This window comes from Parabacteroides merdae ATCC 43184 (assembly GCF_025151215.1).
In the GTDB taxonomy this organism is placed as follows: Bacteria; Bacteroidota; Bacteroidia; order Bacteroidales; family Tannerellaceae; genus Parabacteroides; species Parabacteroides merdae.
Window position 1 is genome coordinate 1,695,386 of the sequence record NZ_CP102286.1, and the last position, 20,790, is coordinate 1,716,175.

Below are 20,790 nucleotides of genomic sequence, written 5' to 3' on the forward strand. Positions count from 1 at the left end.
AGAAGATATAAATATTCTGCGATTTGTATTTTCTTTACCGAAAATTCTTAACTTGATAAAAGAATGTCACCTAAAGAATACCGTAAGTAGCTTTTGGAATTGTTAAAATGCCCAAAACATGTCGTCATACATTTGAAAGCAAAAAGCCAGTTTTAGTATAGTTGTTCCACTGCTCCACAAGAACTATAGAATATTTTATGTACTTTTGTCTCAGAATATAAAAAAACTAAATAACTCAAATTAATCAACATGAAACGCTTAATGGCTAATCATAAACAGAAAAAAGCGATCCTGATCGCTCTTGCTGCGCCATTGATGTTTTCTCCTGCCCCTTTAATGGCTGTGACCGGAACCTCCGAGCCTGTAGTAGCTATCGCCCGGCAGGCGCAAACGATCGTCAGTGTGCAGCAGATCAACCCGACTACGGTCGATGTTGTGTTCTCCAACAATCAACGGATGACATTCGATTTCTATGGAGATAATATTTTCCGTATGTTCCAGGACAACAACGGTGGTATCCTTCGTGATCCGGAGGCAAAACCAGAGGCCCGGATTCTCGTAGATACCCCCCGTCGCCCAGTTTCCAAACTGGACATTCAAGACGATAATGGGCAAGTGACCATCACGACCGGAAAAGTCAGACTCCAGTTGGACAAATCGACCGCCCTGCTGAAAGTCACCAATCTCACCACAAACAAAATCGTTTTCGAAGAGACGAAACCCGTGGTTTACGAAAAAGGAGAAACGATCCTAACGCTGAAAGAGAACCCTGATGAATATTTCTACGGCGGCGGTGTGCAGAACGGACGCTTTTCACATAAGGGAAAAGCTATAGCCATCGAAAACCAGAACAGCTGGACCGATGGCGGCGTGGCTTCTCCCACTCCTTTTTATTGGTCCACAAACGGCTACGGCTTTATGTGGTACACTTTCAAACAGGGGAAATATGATTTCGGCGCCACAGAAAAGAATACGGTAAAACTATCCCACGATACAGACTATCTGGATGTTTTCTATATGATCAATGATAGCCCGGTCGCCCTATTGAACGACTTTTACCAACTGACCGGTAACCCAATACTGCTGCCCAAGTTCGGATTCTATCAGGGACACTTGAACGCTTACAACCGCGACTATTGGGTAGAAGGCGAAAAGGGTATCCTTTTCGAAGACGGCAAGCGCTACAAGGAAAGCCAAAAAAATAATGGAGGTATCAAGGAATCGCTGAATGGAGAAAAGAACAACTACCAGTTCTCTGCTCGCGCCGTGATCGACCGCTACAAGAACCACGATATGCCGTTAGGTTGGTTGCTGCCGAACGACGGTTACGGAGCCGGCTACGGACAGACCGAAACATTGGACGGTAATATCCAAAACTTAAAGAGCCTCACCGATTACGCTCATAAGAACGGTGTCGAAATCGGTCTTTGGACACAATCCGACCTGCATCCGAAAGACAGCATCAGTGCCTTGCTGCAACGCGACATTGTAAAGGAGGTACGAGATGCCGGTGTACGAGTCCTGAAAACAGACGTGGCATGGGTCGGTTGGGGCTACTCGTTCGGTCTGAACGGTGTGGCTGATGTCGGACATATCATGCCGTATTACGGAAACGACGCACGTCCGTTCATCATCTCTCTCGACGGTTGGGCCGGCACGCAGCGTTATGCCGGAGTCTGGTCGGGCGACCAGACAGGCGGACAATGGGAATATATCCGTTTCCACATCCCGACTTATATCGGCTCCGGGCTTTCCGGACAACCGAACATCACATCCGACATGGACGGTATTTTCGGTGGCAAGAACCTCGTGATGAATACCCGCGACTTCCAGTGGAAGACCTGGACGCCGATGGAGCTGAACATGGACGGCTGGGGATCGAATGAGAAATATCCGCATGCCTTAGGCGAACCGGCAACTTCCATCAACCGCTGGTACCTGAAAATGAAATCCTGCCTGATGCCGTATGCTTACAGCATTGCCCGCGAAGCGGTAGACGGCAAGCCGATGATTCGCGCCATGTTCCTTGAAGATCCGAATCCTTACACCTTTGGTAAAGCTACACAATACCAGTTCATGTACGGGCCGTACTTCCTCATCGCGCCGATCTACCAAGAGACGCAAATGGATGACAAGGGAAATGACATCCGTGATGGTATCTACCTGCCTGAAGGCGAATGGTTCGACTATTTCACCGGTGAGAAATATACCGGCGGCTGCGTGGTCAACAACTTCGCTTCTCCACTTTGGAAACTTCCGGTATTCGTAAAAGCCGGTGCGATCATCCCGATGACGAACCCGAACAATAACGTAGGGGAAATCGACAAGAATTTGCGCATATATGAGCTTTACCCGTCCGGATATAGCGAGTTCGTCGAATATGACGATGATGGTATAACGCAGGCTTATCTGAACGGCAAAGGGACAACCACACGGATCGAAATCAAGAACAATGACCCATCAAAAGTCTCAATCACTATCCATCCGACAACAGGCGATTTTGACGGTTTCGTGAAAGACAAGGCAACCGAACTGCGTATCAATCTCTCGGAAATGCCGAAGAAGATCACCGCTAAAGTCGGTTCCTCCAAAGTGAAACTGGTAGCCGCCCGTTCGATGAACGAATACCAGAACGGTACGAATGTCTATTTCTACGATGTTGCCCCGAACCTGAACAAATTCGCCACCAAAGGAAGCGAATTCGAAAAGAAGACAATCACCAAGAACCCTCAGTTGTTAGTAAAACTAGCTCCGACAGACATCAGCATGAACGGAACGGTTATCATCATCGATGGTTACCAATTCGACACGCCCGACACCCACCGCGTTTCTACCGGTTCTTTGGCCGCGCCGATCGCACAGGTGACGGATGGGAACACGGAAGCTTACACACTAAAACCGACTTGGAATAAAGTTCCCGGCGCCGACTTCTATGAAATAGAATTTAACGGCATGCTTTATACGCAGATCAAGAATGCGGAACTGCTGTTCGACAACCTCTCAGCCGAAACAGACTATTCGTTCAAAATTCGCTCAGTCAACAAGGACGGTTATTCAGACTGGTCTACCTTCTCCGTCAAGACCAAATCCAACCCGCTGGAATTTGCTATCAAAGGCATCCGTGGAGAAGTGACAGCCGAAGAACAGGAAGGCTTTGAAATCTCCCGCTTGTTCGACTATGCCGAGTTAGGCGATATGTTCCACACGAAATACCGCAAGAACGCAATGCCGTTCGATATGATCATCGATCTACGCACCATCAACCAACTGGATAAGTTCCATTATCTGTCCCGCCAGGATGGAGGCAACGGAACGATCCTTGCCGGCGACGTGGCCTACAGCATGGATAAGGAAAACTGGACAGCGGTCGACTCGTTCCGCTGGGAACGTAATGGTGACATGAAAGTATTCACTTTCAAGGACCAACCGAAAGCCCGCTACATTAAATTGCATATTACGGAAGGTGTCGGCAACTACGCTTCCGGACGCGAATTATACGTATTCAAGGTTCCGGGCACGGAAAGCTATCTGCCAGGTGACATCAATAACGACAAAAAGATCGACACAAACGACTTGACCTCGTACATGAACTACACAGGGCTACGCCGTGGTGACAGCGATTTCGATTATGTCAGCGCAGGTGATATTAACCGGAACGGTCTGATCGATGCTTACGACATATCGGTCGTGGCAACCCAATTGGAGGACGGCATCGAGAATCCAGGTACGGACCGTGTAGCCGGAACGATCTTCCTTTCCACTCCGAAACAGACGTACAACGCCGGCGAAACAGTCGAAATCACTGTCAAAGGTGACAGTGTCAAAGCTGTCAACGCTTTGAGTTTCGCATTGCCTTACGACCAACAGGATTATGACTTTGTCGGCATCGAACCGGCAAACCTCGGTACGATGGAAAACCTGACATACGACCGCCTGCATACCAGCGGTCAAAAGGCGCTCTATCCTACTTTCGTCAATCTCGGAGACAAACAAGTGCTCGAAGGTTCTGAAGATCTCTTCACCATCAAGCTGAAAACGAAACGCAAAGTTACATTCAACCTGAAAGCAGTCGACGGCATCCTGGTTGATAAGAATCTGAATATGCAGAAGTTCTGAACAATGAATTTCTGATATAAACGAAAGCAGAAAGGCTTCGCCTACCGGACCATTCCGGGGTGAAGCCTTTTTCATTAAGATTATGAATGTTTTCTGCCCCACAGATGTTATCTTTGCAGAAAAAGCGATAGAACCATCGCATGACAAAGCAAACAAATACATTATGTACTCAGATAAAAAAAACATCCTGCAGCTCGTAGCCCTGCTCATCGAGCATAACATCAAGAAAATCGTTTTGTGTCCCGGCAGCCGCAATTCACCTATTGTACATACGATTGCCAATCACCCGTTCTTCTCCTGCTATCCGGTGACAGACGAACGGAGTGCGGCATTCTTCGCGATCGGGCTGGCATTACATGGCGGTAGTCCGGCTGCTGTCTGCTGCACATCGGGCAGTGCATTACTTAATATTCATCCTGCCGTATCGGAAGCCTTCTATCAGCAAGTGCCATTGGTCGTAATCTCAGCAGACCGTCCCGGGGCCTGGATCGGACAAATGGACGGGCAAACGTTTCCTCAACCGGGTGTTTTCGGTTCGCAGGTTAAAAAATCCGTCAACCTGCCGGAGATACATACCGATGAAGACGAATGGTATTGCAATCGTCTTATCAACGAAGCTCTGCTCGAACTGAACCATCATGGGAAAGGACCGGTGCATATCAACGTACCAATCTCGGAACCGTTGTTCCGCTTCACTACGGAGGAATTGCCCAAGGTACGCGTCATCACCCGCTACCAAGGATTAAATGTCTACGACCGTGAATATACTGGGTTGATCGAGCGGCTGAACAACTACAACCGTCGCATGATCGTTGCCGGTCAGATGAACCTGATCTATCTTTTTGAAAAGAAATATTCCAAACTGCTATACAAGCATTTTGCCTGGCTTACCGAGCACACAGGTAACAAGACCATTCCCGGCATCCCGGTAAAGAATTTCGACGCCGCCCTTTACGCCCTGCCAGAAGAAAAATTAGAGAAGATGGTTCCTGACCTGCTGATCACATACGGTGGACATATCGTGTCGAAACGCCTCAAACAATTTCTCCGCAAGCATCCGCCACGCGAACATTGGCATGTTTCGCTTAGCGGAGAAGTAACAGACCTTTACGGTTCCCTGACAACCGTTATCGAGATGGACCCGTTCGAATTTCTCGAAAAAATCGCTTACCTGCTGGAAAACCGGACAACGGAGTTTCCACGCATCTGGGAAAACAACACCCGCGACCTGCCACAACCGGAATTCAGCTATTCGGAAATGGCTGCTATCGGAACATTGATCAAGTCGCTTCCAACACCTGCGGCCTTGCATTTAGGCAACAGTTCAGCCGTACGTTACGCCCAGTTATACACACTCCCAGAAGATGTCGAAGTCTGCTGCAACAGGGGGACGAGCGGCATAGAAGGATCGCTTTCGACTGCCATCGGTTACTCCGTTTGTTCAGACAAACTGAATTTTGTAGTGATCGGCGATTTGAGTTTCTTTTATGATATGAACGCACTTTGGAACAGCAACTTCGGCTGTAACCTACGTATCCTGCTGCTCAATAACGGAGGAGGTGAAATATTCCAAGCACTTCCCGGACTGAAAATGGAGGATAAAACACGCCGTTTCGTGACAGCTACACACAAAACTTCTGCCAAAGGATGGGCCAAAGAAAGAGGATTCTCTTACCTTCCCGTCCATAACGATGAAGAACTGACGAGTGCAATGGCTGTTTTCACCCAGTCCGCCCCCCACAACCAACCAATGTTGATGGAGGTATTCACAGATGCGTCTGAAGATGTACGGCTACTCAAAGAGTATTTCCACCAACTAAAAAAATAAGAACATAACTCATAATTTATAATTCTAAATTCATCTTATGGAAACAAAAAGAGAATGGACAACCATCAAAGAATATGAAGAAATCCTGTTCGATTTCTATAACGGAATTGCCCGCATCACTATCAACCGCGAACGCTATCGCAACGCTTTCACTCCGACAACGACGACGGAGATGAGCGATGCTCTCTATATCTGCCGTGAACGACCGGATATCAATGTTGTCGTGCTGACAGGAGCCGGAGACACGGCTTTCTGTGCTGGAGGTGATATGCATGTGAAAGGTCACGGCGGCTACATCGGTAAAGATGGTGTGGCACGGTTAAATGTACTCGATGTACAAAAGCAAATCCGCTCGATTCCAAAACCGGTGATCGCTGCCGTAAACGGTTTTGCAATCGGTGGCGGGCATGTGTTGCATGTGGTCTGCGACCTGACGATTGCTTCTGAAAACGCAATATTCGGACAGACGGGTCCTCGTGTGGGGAGTTTCGACGCAGGTTTCGGTTCATCCTATTTAGCTCGCATCGTCGGCCAAAAGAAAGCACGTGAAATTTGGTTTCTTTGCCGCAAATACAATGCACAGGAAGCACTCGACATGGGTCTCGTGAACAAGGTCGTACCTTTGGATAAGCTTGAAGACGAATATGTCGGATGGGCCGAAGAAATGATGTTGCTCAGCCCGCTTGCCCTCCGTATGATCAAGGCAGGCCTCAACGCCGAGCTAGACGGTCAAGCCGGAATCCAAGAGTTGGCTGGCGATGCCACCATGCTCTACTACATGACCGACGAAGCCCAGGAAGGTGGCAAAGCTTTCCTTGAAAAACGCCGCCCCCGTTTCGAAGATTATCCGAAATTCCCATAATCCAAAGTCACAATGGCTATGCACTATCACATAGAGATCCGCCCTAAGACCTTGTACTTCAAAAAGCCGGCAGGGACTTCGCGCGGGACCTACACGGAGAGGAAGAGTTGGTATATCTACCTCACCGCAGAAGAAATACCCGGCCGCCAAGGAATAGGCGAATGCGCTCCTCTGCCTAAACTGAGTTGCGACGACGTGCCTGGATATGAAGAAGTTTTGGCCAAGGCTTGCCAAAACTTCACCCGCACAGGCAGAATCGACGTGGACGGACTGCGCGATTATCCATCTATCCTGTTCGGTCTGGAGACTGCTTTCCGCCACTTTGAAGCCGGCTCCTTTGCCTTGTGGAACACTCCTTTCTCGCATGGCGAGGTGGGTATTCCTATCAACGGACTGATCTGGATGGGAAGCTATGAAGAGATGTTGGGACAAGTGACAGACAAGATAGAATCCGGCTTTCGTTGCATCAAGCTGAAAATCGGAGCGATCGACTTCGATAAAGAATTAGAAATCCTTCGTATCATCCGCAAACAATTTTCATCTGATGAAATCGAACTGCGTGTTGATGCCAACGGTGCTTTCTCGCCGAACGAAGCCATGAGAAAACTGAACTGTCTGGCAAAACTGGACCTGCACTCGATCGAACAACCGATCCGTGCAGGACAGTGGGAAGACATGGCTCTGTTAGCTGCTTCTTCTCCAGTTCCCATCGCCCTCGACGAAGAACTCATTGGCTACAACACACCGGAAAAGAAGAAAGAATTGCTTTCCTTCATTAATCCGCAATATATCATCTTGAAACCGTCTCTTCACGGAGGCCTATATGGTTGTAGCGAATGGATCAAGGAAGCTCAGGATCGGCAGATCGGCTGGTGGATCACTTCTGCATTGGAATCGAATGTCGGCCTGAACGCCATCGCTCAATGGTGCGCAACTTTCGACAATCCGCTTCCGCAAGGGTTAGGAACAGGTGGCCTCTTCACCAACAACATTGACTTGCCGTTGTCAATTAACAACGGACAATTAATAATTGACAATGGACAACAAACAATTGATAAGTAAGAAACATCCCGATAATTGTCAATTGTCAACAGTCAATTGCCAATTATCCGAATTCATTTCCGATTGGAAGTCTGCCTCTCCTTACTTGGAAGTACAAACTTCCGGTTCGACCGGTACACCCAAACGAATCATGGTCCGCAAGGAACAGATGGTAAATAGTGCCCGCCTCACCTGCGATTATTTAGGGTTGCGGCAGGGGGATAAAGCCCTCCTTTGTATGCCACTCCGATACATTGCCGGAAAGATGATGGTCGTACGGTCACTCGTGGCAGGGTTAGATTTGGTCATACGTGAACCTTCCGGGCATCCGATGGCAGACATCGACATGCCACTCCGATTCGCAGCCATGATTCCGTTACAAGTATACAATACGCTACAGATTCCGGAAGAACGAGAGCGCCTCTGCCAAATCGATATCCTAATCATCGGTGGCGGCTCTATCGACCATGAACTGGAAGCACGGATACAAGAATTGCCTATCTGCGTTTACTCCACCTACGGAATGACAGAAACACTTTCGCATATCGCCCTCCGACGGTTGAACGGACCGGATGCATCTCCTTATTACACGCCTTTCCCGTCTGTCAAGCTATCACTCTCGACTGACGACACACTGATAATAGACGCTCCACTCGTCACCGACGAAACACTTGTCACTAACGATGTCGCCGAACTGCTCCCAGACGGCCGTTTCCGCATCTTAGGGAGGAAAGACAACATCATCAACAGCGGAGGCATAAAAATACAAACGGAGATTGTGGAAGAAATCTTGCGCCCCATCATTCCTACCAATTTTGCCATAACATCCGTTCCAGATCCAAAGTTCGGAGAGGCTATGATTTTATTGATCACCACAGGAAATGACCACTTCCCGAGTAAAAAGACAGCCTCTTCCCTTATTGGAGAACAATCTCTCTCATTACCTGAAAACAATCTCTTTTCCGAGCTGGAAGAAATGATATTTGGAATATTACCCAAATACCAACGTCCGAAGCACATTCTCCAGATTGAATCAATTCCTCTTACCGGTAGCGGAAAGATCGATCGGGCGGCATGCCGGAAATTGGCAATGGAAAGATATACAGGATAAATTAATTCGGGCATCAATTATTTAGTAATAAACATACAAAAACACTATATTTTATGAAGTATTTATCAATCTTCGCCTCCGTCCTTCTCGCCACGGCGTCCGCCTACGGACAAAGTGGGGAAAGTTGCCGGACGGCATCCGATCCGACTCTACAAAAGCCGGAATTATACGCAGGTTATGACTGTGTAAACCTACTCGACAGCACCGCTGTGACCGTGCAGCCTACCGGCTCCGGTTCTTTCACGGTCTGCAAAATCGTCAAAGTTATGAACACGCGCGGGGCCGTCGCCAATCGCATCCTCAAATACGATTACGATCCGCTGACGGCACATGCAGAGTTTCATCGTGTCACCATCTACAAAGCCAATGGCGACGTAATCAACCTCGATATCACCCAACAGCAGGATTATGCCGCTCCTGCCCGCGCCATCTATTGGGGAGCACGGCAGATCATGATGGAAATAGGCCGTCTCGATCCGGGCGATATCATCGATTATCAGATCAACAAAAAAGGTTTCACCTATGCCCTGTTGACTGGCGGTATAGGCAACGACGAATCCCGTTTCATCCCGCCCATGCGCGGACAATTCTATGATATCGTCCCCTTCTGGACAACCGAGCCAACTGTCCGCAAGGTATATAAGGTAAACATCCCGATGGAGAAAGAAATGCAGTTCCAGTTCTATCAAGGAGAATGCACCTCTTCCATGCGTTACGAGGACGGTCGGAAAGCTTATACGTTCGTCAGCACAGACATCATGCCGACCCGACGCGAACCGAATATGGTCGACCTGTTCGACGCCGCACCGAAACTGATGATGTCCAGCACACCACGCTGGCAAGACAAATCCCTTTGGTTTAACAAAGTGAACGAAGACTACGGCAGTTTCAGTGCCATTCCCGAAGCCCAGAAGAAAGTAGACGAATTGATCCAGGGCAAAAAGACGGAGATGGAAAAGATCGCCGTCCTCACCCACTGGGTTGCCGACAATATCCGTTACTCCGGTATCTCGATGGGCAAAGGCGAAGGCTACACGCTGCATAATCTGAAGATGAACTACACGGACCGTTGTGGTGTCTGTAAAGATATTGCCGGTACCCTGATCGCTTTCCTGCGTATGGCAGGCTTCGAAGCCTATCCAGCCATGACAATGGCCGGTAGCCGCGTGGAAAGCATCCCGGCCGACCACTTCAACCACTGTGTCGCCGTTGTGAAACTTTCCAGCGGAACCTATATGCCGCTCGATCCTACCTGGGTCCCCTTCTGCCGCGAACTGTGGAGCAGTGCCGAACAACAGCAAAACTATTTACCGGGAGTTCCCGAAGGTTCCGATCTCTGTCTCACGCCGGTTTCCGCACCGGAAAACCATTATGTCCGCATAAAAGCCAACAACCGCTTGGATGCCAAAGGTACACTGACAGGACAGTTCACGATCACAGCCGAAGGACAGTCGGACAGCAATATCCGCCGTATCTTCACCACCGGCTGGCAGTCGCAATGGCAGGCCGCATTGGAAAGCCAACTTCTTGCCGTATCACCTAAAGCTCGTCTTATCAGCGTGGACTATGGCAAAGACCCGAAGAACTACCAGGCTGCACCGATCAAAATGACATTCCGTTATGAAATACCAGGTTATGCCCTTTCAGGAGAAAGAGAAATGCTGTTCAAGCCGATGGTGATGAATAACCTTTATAACCAAGTAAAAAGTTACCTGCGCATCAACACCGACCTCGAAGAACGTCGGTATGGTTTCAAGGATGCCTGCTCACGTCTGGTCGAACTGGACGAAACGATCCAACTCCCCACAGGTTATAAGCTAGCGGGTAATGGAAAAGAAGACAGTGTGCAAAGTTCTGCCGCCGACTTCGAAGGTTCCCTCCGCCAGGACGGTAACAAAGTGGTGTTGCACCAAAAGCTAGCGCTGAAGAAACGCGTGTACGAGGCAGGCGACTGGAATGGTTTCCGTAACGCCGTGAATGCACATAAATCATTCGGGGATTATATCGTCATAAAACGATAAGGTCTTCCCTCTTCATAAATCACAAATTATAAATCATAAATCAAATGATACGAAACAAACATAAGTTCGCCTTCCTTCTTTGTATGCTACTAATGACTACGACAGTTTTTGGAGCATCGGAAGCCGAATACAAGAAATTAGCAAAGACCTGGACACTCAATGCCGACGGCAGCCAAGAGTTCCGCTATGACATGGAACTGACACTTTTCACCCACACGGCCATGAACGGCACATACGGAGAAAGCTTCATCGTGTACAATCCGCAATACCAGGAACTGAAGATCAACTCGTCTTACACCAAACAAAAAGACGGCACAATCATCAAGACACCGGACAATGCTTTCGTGGAAGTCCTTCCCCGCAACGCGGCTGATGCTCCGGCTTACAACCACCTGAAAGAAATGGTTGTCGTCCACACAGGCCTAGAACTGGGAGCAACTATCTATCTCGACTACACAGTCACATCCAAACCAGGCTATCTGCCGGAGGTAGACATTTTCGAAGAACTGCTCCAATCCTCTCCCGTCAAAGAATACACACTGACGATCGTGATACCCGAAGCCAAAGAACTTGCCTACACACTGACAAACAATCCGGCAAAAGCATCTGTCAAACGATCCGGTGGAACCTGTACGACAAGCTGGACATTACGTAACCTGCCAGCATCTTCCCGCGCTCCGTTCGTCTATGTCAAGAACGGCGACGTTCCTTTTCTCGCCGCCACGACTTACGCATCCGAAGGAGAAGCATTGGCAACCCTACTCAAACAGTTCAATCCGTCCGGCGATCCACAACTCACGACTCTGGCTGAGAGCCTGACCGAAGGGGAAAAAAAGGACGAAGACAAACTGGAAGCTATCCTCGAATACACGACCAACCACATTGCCAACAACGGGCTGACATTGGATCAGACCGGCTATCGCCTCCGCCCTGCCGATGCCGTCATGAGCACAGCGTACGGAACTGAAGTCGAAAAAGCCAATTTGCTCGCAGGCTTGTTGGATGGGGCCGGCTTCAAAGCCGAGCCAATGGCGACTTACCAGGCTTATGCAGACAAAGGGCTGGCGCTAAAGGCTGTCGACCAACTGTTCGTCTCCTGTATGGTGAACGGCGAATTATATTTATTCTCCACCTCTTCTACCCACCGTCCGCAAACGGTGAACTTTGACCAGACTCCTCTTTTCAGCCTGCAAACAGGAAAACCGGTAGCTATTGCCGTTCCACAGGATTACCAGATCAAGAGCGACATCGCAGTTCGTTTCAAAGATGGAAAAGTGACGACATCCACTAAAGAATCTGTCGGTAAAGAATTGATGCCTTATTTCACAACAGGTAACAGCGAAAACGAACAAACTGCTCCTTTAAAGGAGGAAAACGGGTATGCAACGATCTCACTGCCGGATGCCGGATATGGCTTCTCCCATCTGCCTTATGGCTACCTGAACAGCCAGCGGAAAGAAAACCTGCTGATCCCACGCCCTGTCAACGAAGTCTATACATACACGATCGAATGTCCTGAAAATATGGAACTGCGCACCCCGGAAACCGACAAGACGATCCGCAATGCCGCCGGTAGCCTGACCATCTCCGTCAAGAAAAACGGACGTACGGCAACCGTCACCCGTAGCCTGGAACTGAACAAACAACTCTATACACCTGCCGAATACAAGGATTTGCGCCAGCTTTTGACAGAATGGAGCGATGTAAACGGAAAGACTCTATTGTTTTCAGTACGATAAAGACAATTACTTTTAGGATGGCCGATACTGCCTGTTATATTAATGCCGATATCAGCCATCCCCAAAAAGCCTTGATCTTTTGGTAAGAGGTTTCAAAATGTACTTGCCCCGTACTTGACGCGGGGAACAAGTACATTTTGAGACACCACCAACAGATAAATCATTAATTAAACATCTAAAATAAATCAAATATGAAACTACTAAATCTAACCGCTGCCCTCTTTTTAGGAGGTGTTCTGCAAGCACAAAACCCTTTACCGGCCATTCATCCGCAGCCACAGGAAGTTACATTATCTACCAACCGGCTGAAAGCGCCTCATGGCTTTACCCTTTCCGGCATGCAACATCCGGATGAAGATGCCATGCGCCTGATCAGACAAACTTTGTCGATAACAGACAACTCCGAAGCGCTACCGCTCAAAATTACATCGCTGGAAGACCGGACACCCGAACTGAAACGTTCAGGAGCCTATCTATTAGTTATCACACCAGAAGAAATCGACATTGCAATTTCCGACAGTCGCGGTCTTTTCTACGCAGCACAGACATTGCAACAATTGGCCCAAACCGACGGACAAGGCAATACGACACTGCCACTCGGAGTTATCAAAGACTATCCTGACGTCGCCTACCGTGGAACTGTCGAAGGTTTTTACGGCGATCCCTGGAGCCATACCGACCGCATCGAGCAGCTTCGTTTTTATGGAAAGATGAAGATGAACACCTATATCTACGGACCGAAAGATGATCCTTACCACAGTTCCCCAAACTGGCGCAAGCCTTATCCGGAAAAGGAAGCAGCACAGATCAAGGATCTCGTGAAGGAAGCCGCCGCCAACAAGGTAGACTTCGTCTGGGCGATCCATCCGGGCCTGGACATCAAATGGACAGATGAAGACCGGATGAATGTGCTGAACAAGTTCGGTATGATGTATGATTTGGGAGTCCGTTCCTTCGCAGTCTTCTTCGACGATATTTCCGGTGAAGGGGCCAAGGCAGACAAACAAGCCGACCTGCTCAACTTCCTGCAAAAGGAGTTTATCGAGAAGAAAGAAGGCGTCAGCCCGCTGATCATGTGTCCGACCGAATATAACCGGGCCTGGGCGGGAAGCGACTATCTGGATGTGCTGGGCAGAACGCTCGACCCGGCGATCCATGTGATGTGGACCGGCAACAGCGTGATCCACGATATCACACTCGAAGGGCAGGAATGGGTGAACAAACGTATTCAGCGCCCGTCGTATGTCTGGTGGAATTTCCCTGTAAGCGACTACTGCCGCGACCACCTGCTGATGGGACCGTCTTACGGGCTCGATCCGAATGCGGCACATGCCATGTCGGGTTTCGTCGCCAACCCGATGGAACGGGCGGAAGCTTCCAAAGTAGCCCTTTACGGAGTAGCCGATTATGCCTGGAACATGAAAGCCTATAACCCTGAAAGCGACTTCGTAGAAGCCTGCCGTTATGTTTTGCCGGAAGCACCGGAAGCATTCCGGACGTTCTGCGAGAACAACTGTGATCCCGGGCCAAACGGACACCGTTACCGCCGCGACGAATCCATCCGCTATGCCGAATCTGCCGAAGCATTCCTCCATGACTTCCGCCAGCACAACTATAATGCAGATGCCGCTGACCGGATGAACCGACTGTTCGCCGAGATCACAGCCGCCCCTGCCGCCATCGAGACAAGCCGCAACAAGGCGCTGATAGACGAAATCAAACCGTGGCTGATGCAGTTCCACCTGTTAGGGAAAGCCGGACAAAAGGCTATCCGCACTGCCGAAACCGGACAAGGCGAGGATCGTGCCGCCACCTGGCAATCGTATCTGTCGCTCACCTCGTTGCTCGACAGCATGCGCACGATCGACCGGACCTACAATCAGAATCCGTATCAGAAAGGCGTGAAAGTCGGCTCACGAGTCCTGACCCCGTTCGTACAGGAGATACATTCAGGTGTCGGAAGCAACCTGCTGTTTGCAGACCAAACAGATGCTGCCACCCAGATGAGTAAGGCCTCTATCCTGACGGATATCGAACAATTGAAATATCAGCCGTTGAAGGAAGGCAAAGACCAGATCGGATACAACCGCCTGAACGAAGTACTGCGTATCGAGCCGGGACAGTCCTTCGGCCTTACCTGGGAATTGCAGAAAGAGGCTACCTCCTTCAACTTCAGCCTGCCGAAAAGCGAAAACAGCGGACGGGTATTCGAATGGTCCGCCGACGGCAGACAATGGACGACTATCGCCGACATCCCCGCCGACCAAGCCCGCTTCAAATTGGAAAAGCTCGCTCCCGGAGCACGCTATATCCGTATGCGTAATGCAACTGACAAGCAGATGCAAATCTACTTGTACGAATTTGCCGTGACAACGAAAGAAGATACCTCCATCGACCCCGTCCGCCTGATGTATGACAAGAACCTGGAATCTGTCAACACATTGACCGCAAGTTCACGCATCACGATTGATAAGGAAAAGGAGGGTTCGCTCGAACTGTACTTGTCCGGCTCCCCTTGCAGCCAAGTTGTGGTAGAAGGCTCACCGTTGAAAGGGAAAGTGAAACAAGTGCTTTACTCCGGTCCGGCAAATTATATCAAGCTGAAAAAAGAAGCCTTGGAGAGTGTAAAGGCATTAGAACTATATAACGCAGGATCATCCCCTGTCAACATCCACGAGATCAATTGACAAAGAACAACGGACAATTGACAATCAAACTGCAAAAACATTTAATTGTCAATTGTCCATTCTCAATTGTCAATCGTTCAATCCATCGGATACCGCACCCCCCATTCGGAGCGAAGATCATCCAGCATCTGCATGATGTGCAAAGTTTCCGCATGCGGCATACAAGGCGTTTCGATCTTTCCCTCACGGATCGCGTCGATGGAAGCCTGCACCTGATACTCGAAACCCGTTATCTGTGGCGGACAGGTATAGCGAGCCACTTCCTCATGATTGACCGAATAGACGACTGCCAACTGCGGGTTGTTGATATTATCGACGATTATATATCCTTTATCCCCCGAAATAACTCCCTGACGATCGTTCGCACAGAAAGCGGTCATTTGTAAAACAGCCATCCGATGATTCCGATACACAAAAGTAATGCTGCTCTGCAAATCCACTCCCGTCTCCCCTTTCACGCAGGCAGAAGTAATCCCCGTAATTTCCGAGCCGAAAAGCATCCTTGCAAAGTTGATCGGATAAACGCCGATATCCAGCAAAGCACCGCCACAAAGTTCCGGTTTGGCGATGCGCTCCTTCTCGGCAATCGGATATCCGATATTGGCCGTCAGCATCATCACGCGTCCGATCGTCCCGCCGTCAACCAGTTCGCGAAGCGTCTCGGAGAAAGGCATATAACGTGTCCAAATCGCCTCAGTCAGGAAAACCTGTTTTTCTTTCGACAGGCGTATCAACGTCTCCGCCTGCTCTGCATTGGCGGTAAATGCTTTTTCACATAAGACCGGCTTACCCTTTTCGAGGCACATCCGCGCCTGCTCAAAATGATGGGAATGCGGGGTGGCGATATAAATCAACTGTACTTCGGGATCATCTGCCAAATCCTCGTATGATCCGTAAGCCCGCGTAAAACCCCATTCACTGGCAAACCCTTCGGCATTTTCCTGGTTACGGGAAGCGACTGCATACGGTTCAACCCCTTCCATATCGCGCAGCGTATGCGCCATTTTGCGGGCAATATGCCCAGCTCCTATAATTCCGACTTTAAAACGTTCCATTAGCTGTCATTTTTTATCGGGTAAATATACAATAAAAATTCCATGCCCATGAAACTTTTACTTCACAAGCATGGAATTCAAAAGTGATCGCAATACTATATCCTACTCCATAATCACCACCACCGGATTATCCTCCTCACCCACCTTTTTCAAGACGGCCACTTCGGCAGGGATATCCGTTTCACCGGCGTTATCCTCGAACCAGGAGACGACTTCTTCCGAAGGGAGAATGGCAGCAAATTCGCCCGAAGCGGAGACAGATACAGGCTGTAAGGGAAGGAAGCCATTCGTATCGTCGGTTATCTTGTCATCGAGAGGAGAAACCTTGACGGCTCCGTCCGCCTTCCGGTAAAGGGCATTATAAGTCTTCTGCTTGTCGTTATAGACATTCGTCATAAAACGGAAAAGGATCACATCTTCGTTTTCCATGAACTTTGTCGGGTAGATAGCATCTTTCTTATCCTCGAAACGCTCGTTGTAAGACCAACTGTAGACACCTAAATCCAGCACGCGCACAGGTTGCAGCTCTTTCGCTGCCGACACCCGATAGATCGTATCATTATAAGACTGACGGAAATAAAGATCCTTGCCCGCATGCCAGAAACAACTGTTGCCAAGCGGATAAATGGCAGACCTGCCATCCTTATATTTTATGAACGCCAAACCATCTCCCCCATCTTTCAAGACCGAGATGGAAACAATATCGTCCGGAGTGATCGCCTTGTCTCCTTCCTGCCCGACCGGTAACGATTCCACACGGACAATCTCATCTCCACGGAACAGAGCGATACGGGCCGGCAAACTGTCGGTAGCCGAATAATAACCAGCGATAAGATCCGCATCCAGATAGTCGAACACTCCCATTGCCGGAAACTCATCGGCGGAAACCGAAGGAGTCCAGATATGGTCGAATCGACCGTCCGCCCCGTAAACAACGATTTCATTTTTCCAGCCATGGAAACTTAATTGGCCGGTATACGGGTTCTGCCATCCTCCGTGGACATCCGAATAGCCTTCAGGATCTTCCCCCACATGCCCGACCGAACGGATAAAGCGACCCGTTTTTTTGTCGAATAGCTGGCAGCGGTCCCGACCGGATGTCACAACAATCCAATCATTCAGGATAGTTGCATACGCTCCCTGCCCCACCAGGCAACTATCGGTCGTTTCCAAGGCGACATAGCGTATTTTCTTGAAACAGTCGGAAGTCTTCAACTCCGTCTGATTCTCAAAAGCAACTCCCAAAGGAATCGCTTCGAGTTTTGCCACCTTTGTTTCCCCTCCGCCACCGCAAGCAGCAAGAAAAAGACATGCCACTGCCACAAACACATGATTTTTCATACGATTTTCATTTTACTTTAGAAGAGGCTTTTTTCGTTGTGATCAGGATCACGCCTCCGACTGCTTTTTTTCCGTACATTTCGATGGCGCTCTTATCTTTCATTATCGATATCGATTCGATTTCGTTTGGATCGACCTTGTCCAGTCCACCCGTATATTCGACACCGTCAATCATGACAAGCGGGTCCGGCTTGGCATACCGGACACCTTCGGCAGGACGCATATTCGATTTAAATTCCAGAGGACGCAAGAGAGGCTTGTCTTTCTCTGCTTGCGACATCTTTTTGTCCTGTCGGGATGTGAGGACTTCGGCAAACTCCACTTCGGAGATATTTTCCAACCGGCGGGAAATTTCAGGACGGGCGAACGCAGCAACGGCAACGGCTGCAAGAGGAAGCACATAAAGGAACTTCAAGCGAGCCCAGGGGTTCGATTTTTGTTTTAACATCATAGTAATCCGCTTTTTAAGTTTACTGTGGTCGAAACTGTTGGCCATAGAGGTAAAACGCTGTGCTCCGACCGCTTTCTTTATTAATAACAATTGATAATGCTTTGCATCCACGCCATGTGCGATCACACTCTCGTCCGCCTCATACTCATGCACGTTCTGCAGTTCCTGCTTGAGCAGCCAAACAGCAGGATTGAACCAATGCAGGACGGCACAACATCCGGCAAACCACATATCCAATGAATGGCAAGCTCTGATATGCGCCTGTTCATGCGCCAGGATTTCAGCTCCGCTCTCTTCCATATCGATGCGGGAGATAACAATATATTTCATCCAACTGAAAGGCGGGACCGTCAGGTCGGTCACGACAAGCCGCGTACCATCTTCCAATACGGCCCGCTCGCCCGAACGTATCAGACGCACGATCTGGCAGACGGAATAGAGGAACCGTCCTGCAAAAAAGAGGCATCCGCCGGCGTAGATCATAAACAAGGCCGCCAACCAAGACGGAAAGCGACTCTCTTCTTCCACAGGAGTTCCACCCATTTGCAAGAACCGTTCGAGTTCCAACGCCGTACGTTGTACGGCGACCGGCTCATCGGCGGCAAGCTGTACAAAAGGAATCGCGATTGAAAAAACTATCACACCAAGAAGAGCCATCCGATTGAAACGGTGGAACGTATCCCGGCTCAAAAGCAGGCGATAGAACAGATAGAACACTGCCAGACAGCAGGTGGATTTTATTATGAATACTAAAAATGCTCCCACGTTGAAAGAATTAAAATTAATAATAATGAATCCCCCCTCTCTTAATCATCAATTGTCGATTGCCTGTTGTCAATTGATTCTATCAGCTCCTTCAGTTCCTCCACCGAAATCTCCTCCTCCTTCACCAGCGAAGAGATAACACCGAGGTAGGAATTGTTGAAATACTTGGCAATGACGTTTTTCAACGTGCTCCGGCTATAATCGGCTTCTGTCACCGCAGCATAATATTGGTAGGTATTGCCAAACGTATGATGTGCCAGAAAACCTTTCTCCTCCAATCCGCGTACGATCGTGGAAAGAGTGTTGAAATGCGGCCTCGGCTCATCGTAAAACTCAAGCAGTTGTTTGACGAACAAAGGGCCTTTCGTCCAGAAATAGCCCATGATTTCTTCTTCTCTTGCAGTCAGTCGTTTCATGATATCTTGTTTGTTCGGGACAAATATAACTAAAAAAAATAGTTTGCAAACTATTTCAATTAGTTTATAAACTATTTTTTTTAGTGGAACAGGAGTTGTAAAAAGTAAAAAATCCTGTCCGAAGTTCGGACAGAACTTCAAGAGTCCTAAAAACGCTGTCCGATCTCCGGATCGCATTTCAAAAACACCAAAAGTCCGGTCCGGGCTTCGGACAAAACCTCGAAAATCCTCAAGATGCCATCCGAGCTTCGGATCATATCACAAGAAGATTTGAAGTCCTTGCCGAAATCCGGAACGTATTTTTCGAGTATTTCAAATCATTTCCGAAATAAATGAGATTATTTGATAGACTGTGAAAATTAATGACTATCTTTCGAATCAATTAATTACAATCAATAATAGAACAACATGAAAAAAATTATCCGGATTCTAAATCTAGACATTCATTCCCTGAATAATGCCGAATACAAAAACTTCATGGAGCGCTTCTTCAAACTGATCCCGCTCAAGGCTGTATCAGGAGAGGGAGACCGCCCCAGTGAACTCCGCCTCTTGGGCGAAGAAGAAAACATGACATCGGATTTCGTAGGGATCAGCGATGAGGACAAGGCGACATTCAATGCCGACATGCTTCTCCTGACAGATGTCGTCAACCAGTCGCGCACGAACGACAACACGGCTCTACTGCTCAATCTCGACAAGCGTCGTGATCCGTTGGTTTCATTCATCATCAACACGACCTCCATCGGACGTAAAAGTTCGAATCCTGCATATGCACAAGCATGCATCAGCTTGTATAATATCTTGAAACCGTATCGCGGCATACAAAACATTCCGATGCAACAGGAAACCGCACAGATCAAAGGCATGCTCTACGATCTCGACAAACCGGAAAACAAACAGAAGATAACGCTTCTGCATCTCGACGACACCGTCTCCGAGTTGCGCAACGTAAATGACGAATTCGACGCATTGTCCAGCGACAGAACCAACGAACGGGCGATCAATGCAGTCGGGACGGCGAAGGAAATACGCCACCGCCTCAACTCGCAATACGACTATATCACTACCACCATCTTTGCCCACAGCATTGCGGTCCCGTCGGACGAGGCAACGCTTTTCATCACGCAACTCAACCAGCTGATCGATGAAACCCGCACCGCCTACAACCTGCGCAAAGGTATCACCGCATCCAATAAGAACAAAGGGCAGGGCGGCAATGACGAACGTCCGGGCGAACTTTAAGCCCTCTCATCCCTTCTGCAACAGATAACCCATACAAGCACGAACCGACATGGTTTACAACAATAACCCATGTCGATCCGTGCTTATTTTCACCCTTTTCATACGCCTCCGA

13 protein-coding genes are annotated in these 20,790 nt (G+C 48.8%); 9 read left to right on the forward strand and 4 right to left on the reverse strand.

The features are described 5' to 3' along the window. Nucleotides 1–249: 249 nt before the first annotated feature. The 8 genes from NQ542_RS07070 (at nt 250) to NQ542_RS07105 (ending at nt 15,405) form a co-directional block, all read left to right on the forward strand. On the forward strand, nt 250–4,116 hold the full coding sequence (locus tag NQ542_RS07070) for a TIM-barrel domain-containing protein (RefSeq protein WP_005638726.1): 3,867 nt from the start codon (nt 250–252) through the stop codon (nt 4,114–4,116). A gap of 163 nt (nt 4,117–4,279) precedes the next feature. Continuing rightward, the gene (gene menD / locus NQ542_RS07075; protein WP_005648772.1) at nt 4,280–5,944 is read left to right on the forward strand and encodes a 2-succinyl-5-enolpyruvyl-6-hydroxy-3-cyclohexene-1-carboxylic-acid synthase; all 1,665 of its coding nucleotides are present in this window, start codon (nt 4,280–4,282) and stop codon (nt 5,942–5,944) included. 37 nt (nt 5,945–5,981) lie between these two features. Beyond that, a complete protein-coding gene (gene menB, locus NQ542_RS07080; protein WP_005638730.1) occupies nt 5,982–6,806 on the forward strand; it encodes a 1,4-dihydroxy-2-naphthoyl-CoA synthase in 825 nt (274 codons plus the stop codon). Nucleotides 6,807–6,818: 12 nt separating this feature from the next. Continuing rightward, the gene (locus NQ542_RS07085; RefSeq protein ID WP_005638732.1) at nt 6,819–7,868 is read left to right on the forward strand and encodes an o-succinylbenzoate synthase; all 1,050 of its coding nucleotides are present in this window, start codon (nt 6,819–6,821) and stop codon (nt 7,866–7,868) included. Beyond that, nucleotides 7,843–8,958, forward strand: a complete 1,116-nt coding sequence (locus NQ542_RS07090; protein ID WP_005638733.1) for an AMP-binding protein — start codon at nt 7,843–7,845, stop codon at nt 8,956–8,958. Before NQ542_RS07085 ends, NQ542_RS07090 begins: the two co-directional genes overlap by 26 nt. Nucleotides 8,959–9,011: 53 nt before the next feature. Continuing rightward, nucleotides 9,012–10,979, forward strand: a complete 1,968-nt coding sequence (locus tag NQ542_RS07095) for a DUF3857 domain-containing protein (RefSeq protein ID WP_005638735.1) — start codon at nt 9,012–9,014, stop codon at nt 10,977–10,979. 44 nt (nt 10,980–11,023) lie between these two features. Then, a complete protein-coding gene (locus NQ542_RS07100; protein WP_005638736.1) occupies nt 11,024–12,718 on the forward strand; it encodes a DUF3857 domain-containing protein in 1,695 nt (564 codons plus the stop codon). A 191-nt stretch (nt 12,719–12,909) separates the two neighbouring features. Then, nucleotides 12,910–15,405, forward strand: a complete 2,496-nt coding sequence (locus NQ542_RS07105) for a beta-N-acetylglucosaminidase domain-containing protein (protein ID WP_005638738.1) — start codon at nt 12,910–12,912, stop codon at nt 15,403–15,405. A gap of 77 nt (nt 15,406–15,482) precedes the next feature. Here NQ542_RS07105 and NQ542_RS07110 read toward each other — a convergent pair whose 3' ends face one another. The 4 genes from NQ542_RS07110 to NQ542_RS07125 all read right to left on the reverse strand — a co-directional run bounded on the left by NQ542_RS07110 (nt 15,483) and on the right by NQ542_RS07125 (nt 19,433). Then, nucleotides 15,483–16,460 (reverse strand): Gfo/Idh/MocA family protein, encoded by a 978-nt coding sequence (locus tag NQ542_RS07110; RefSeq protein WP_005638740.1) that lies wholly within the window; start codon nt 16,458–16,460, stop codon nt 15,483–15,485. A gap of 102 nt (nt 16,461–16,562) precedes the next feature. Continuing rightward, entirely contained in the window at nt 16,563–17,801 is a 1,239-nt protein-coding gene (locus NQ542_RS07115) for a DUF4934 domain-containing protein (protein WP_005638742.1), read from the reverse strand. A gap of 7 nt (nt 17,802–17,808) precedes the next feature. Then, the gene (locus tag NQ542_RS07120; RefSeq protein ID WP_005648768.1) at nt 17,809–19,017 is read right to left on the reverse strand and encodes a M56 family metallopeptidase; all 1,209 of its coding nucleotides are present in this window, start codon (nt 19,015–19,017) and stop codon (nt 17,809–17,811) included. A gap of 41 nt (nt 19,018–19,058) precedes the next feature. Further along, nucleotides 19,059–19,433, reverse strand: coding sequence for a BlaI/MecI/CopY family transcriptional regulator (locus NQ542_RS07125; protein ID WP_005644064.1), 375 nt, complete (start codon nt 19,431–19,433; stop codon nt 19,059–19,061). A 408-nt stretch (nt 19,434–19,841) separates the two neighbouring features. Here NQ542_RS07125 and NQ542_RS07130 point away from each other — a divergent pair, with 408 nt between their 5' ends. Next, complete coding sequence (locus NQ542_RS07130; RefSeq protein WP_005638750.1) at nt 19,842–20,678, forward strand: DUF6261 family protein; 837 nt, start codon at nt 19,842–19,844, stop codon at nt 20,676–20,678. Nucleotides 20,679–20,790 lie beyond the last annotated feature (112 nt).

Bases quoted from the DNA above. Each gene is read 5' to 3' on its own strand.
- NQ542_RS07095 (WP_005638735.1), top strand. From the start codon at position 9,012: ATGAAGTATTTATCAATCTTCGCCTCCGTCCTTCTCGCCACGGCGTCC.
- NQ542_RS07085 (WP_005638732.1), top strand. From the start codon at position 6,819: ATGGCTATGCACTATCACATAGAGATCCGCCCTAAGACCTTGTACTTC.
- NQ542_RS07110 (WP_005638740.1), bottom strand. From the start codon at position 16,460: ATGGAACGTTTTAAAGTCGGAATTATAGGAGCTGGGCATATTGCCCGC.
- NQ542_RS07115 (WP_005638742.1), bottom strand. From the start codon at position 17,801: ATGAAAAATCATGTGTTTGTGGCAGTGGCATGTCTTTTTCTTGCTGCT.
- menB (WP_005638730.1), top strand. From the start codon at position 5,982: ATGGAAACAAAAAGAGAATGGACAACCATCAAAGAATATGAAGAAATC.
- NQ542_RS07105 (WP_005638738.1), top strand. From the start codon at position 12,910: ATGAAACTACTAAATCTAACCGCTGCCCTCTTTTTAGGAGGTGTTCTG.
- menD (WP_005648772.1), top strand. From the start codon at position 4,280: ATGTACTCAGATAAAAAAAACATCCTGCAGCTCGTAGCCCTGCTCATC.
- NQ542_RS07070 (WP_005638726.1), top strand. From the start codon at position 250: ATGAAACGCTTAATGGCTAATCATAAACAGAAAAAAGCGATCCTGATC.
- NQ542_RS07090 (WP_005638733.1), top strand. From the start codon at position 7,843: ATGGACAACAAACAATTGATAAGTAAGAAACATCCCGATAATTGTCAA.
- NQ542_RS07100 (WP_005638736.1), top strand. From the start codon at position 11,024: ATGATACGAAACAAACATAAGTTCGCCTTCCTTCTTTGTATGCTACTA.
- NQ542_RS07130 (WP_005638750.1), top strand. From the start codon at position 19,842: ATGAAAAAAATTATCCGGATTCTAAATCTAGACATTCATTCCCTGAAT.
- NQ542_RS07125 (WP_005644064.1), bottom strand. From the start codon at position 19,433: ATGAAACGACTGACTGCAAGAGAAGAAGAAATCATGGGCTATTTCTGG.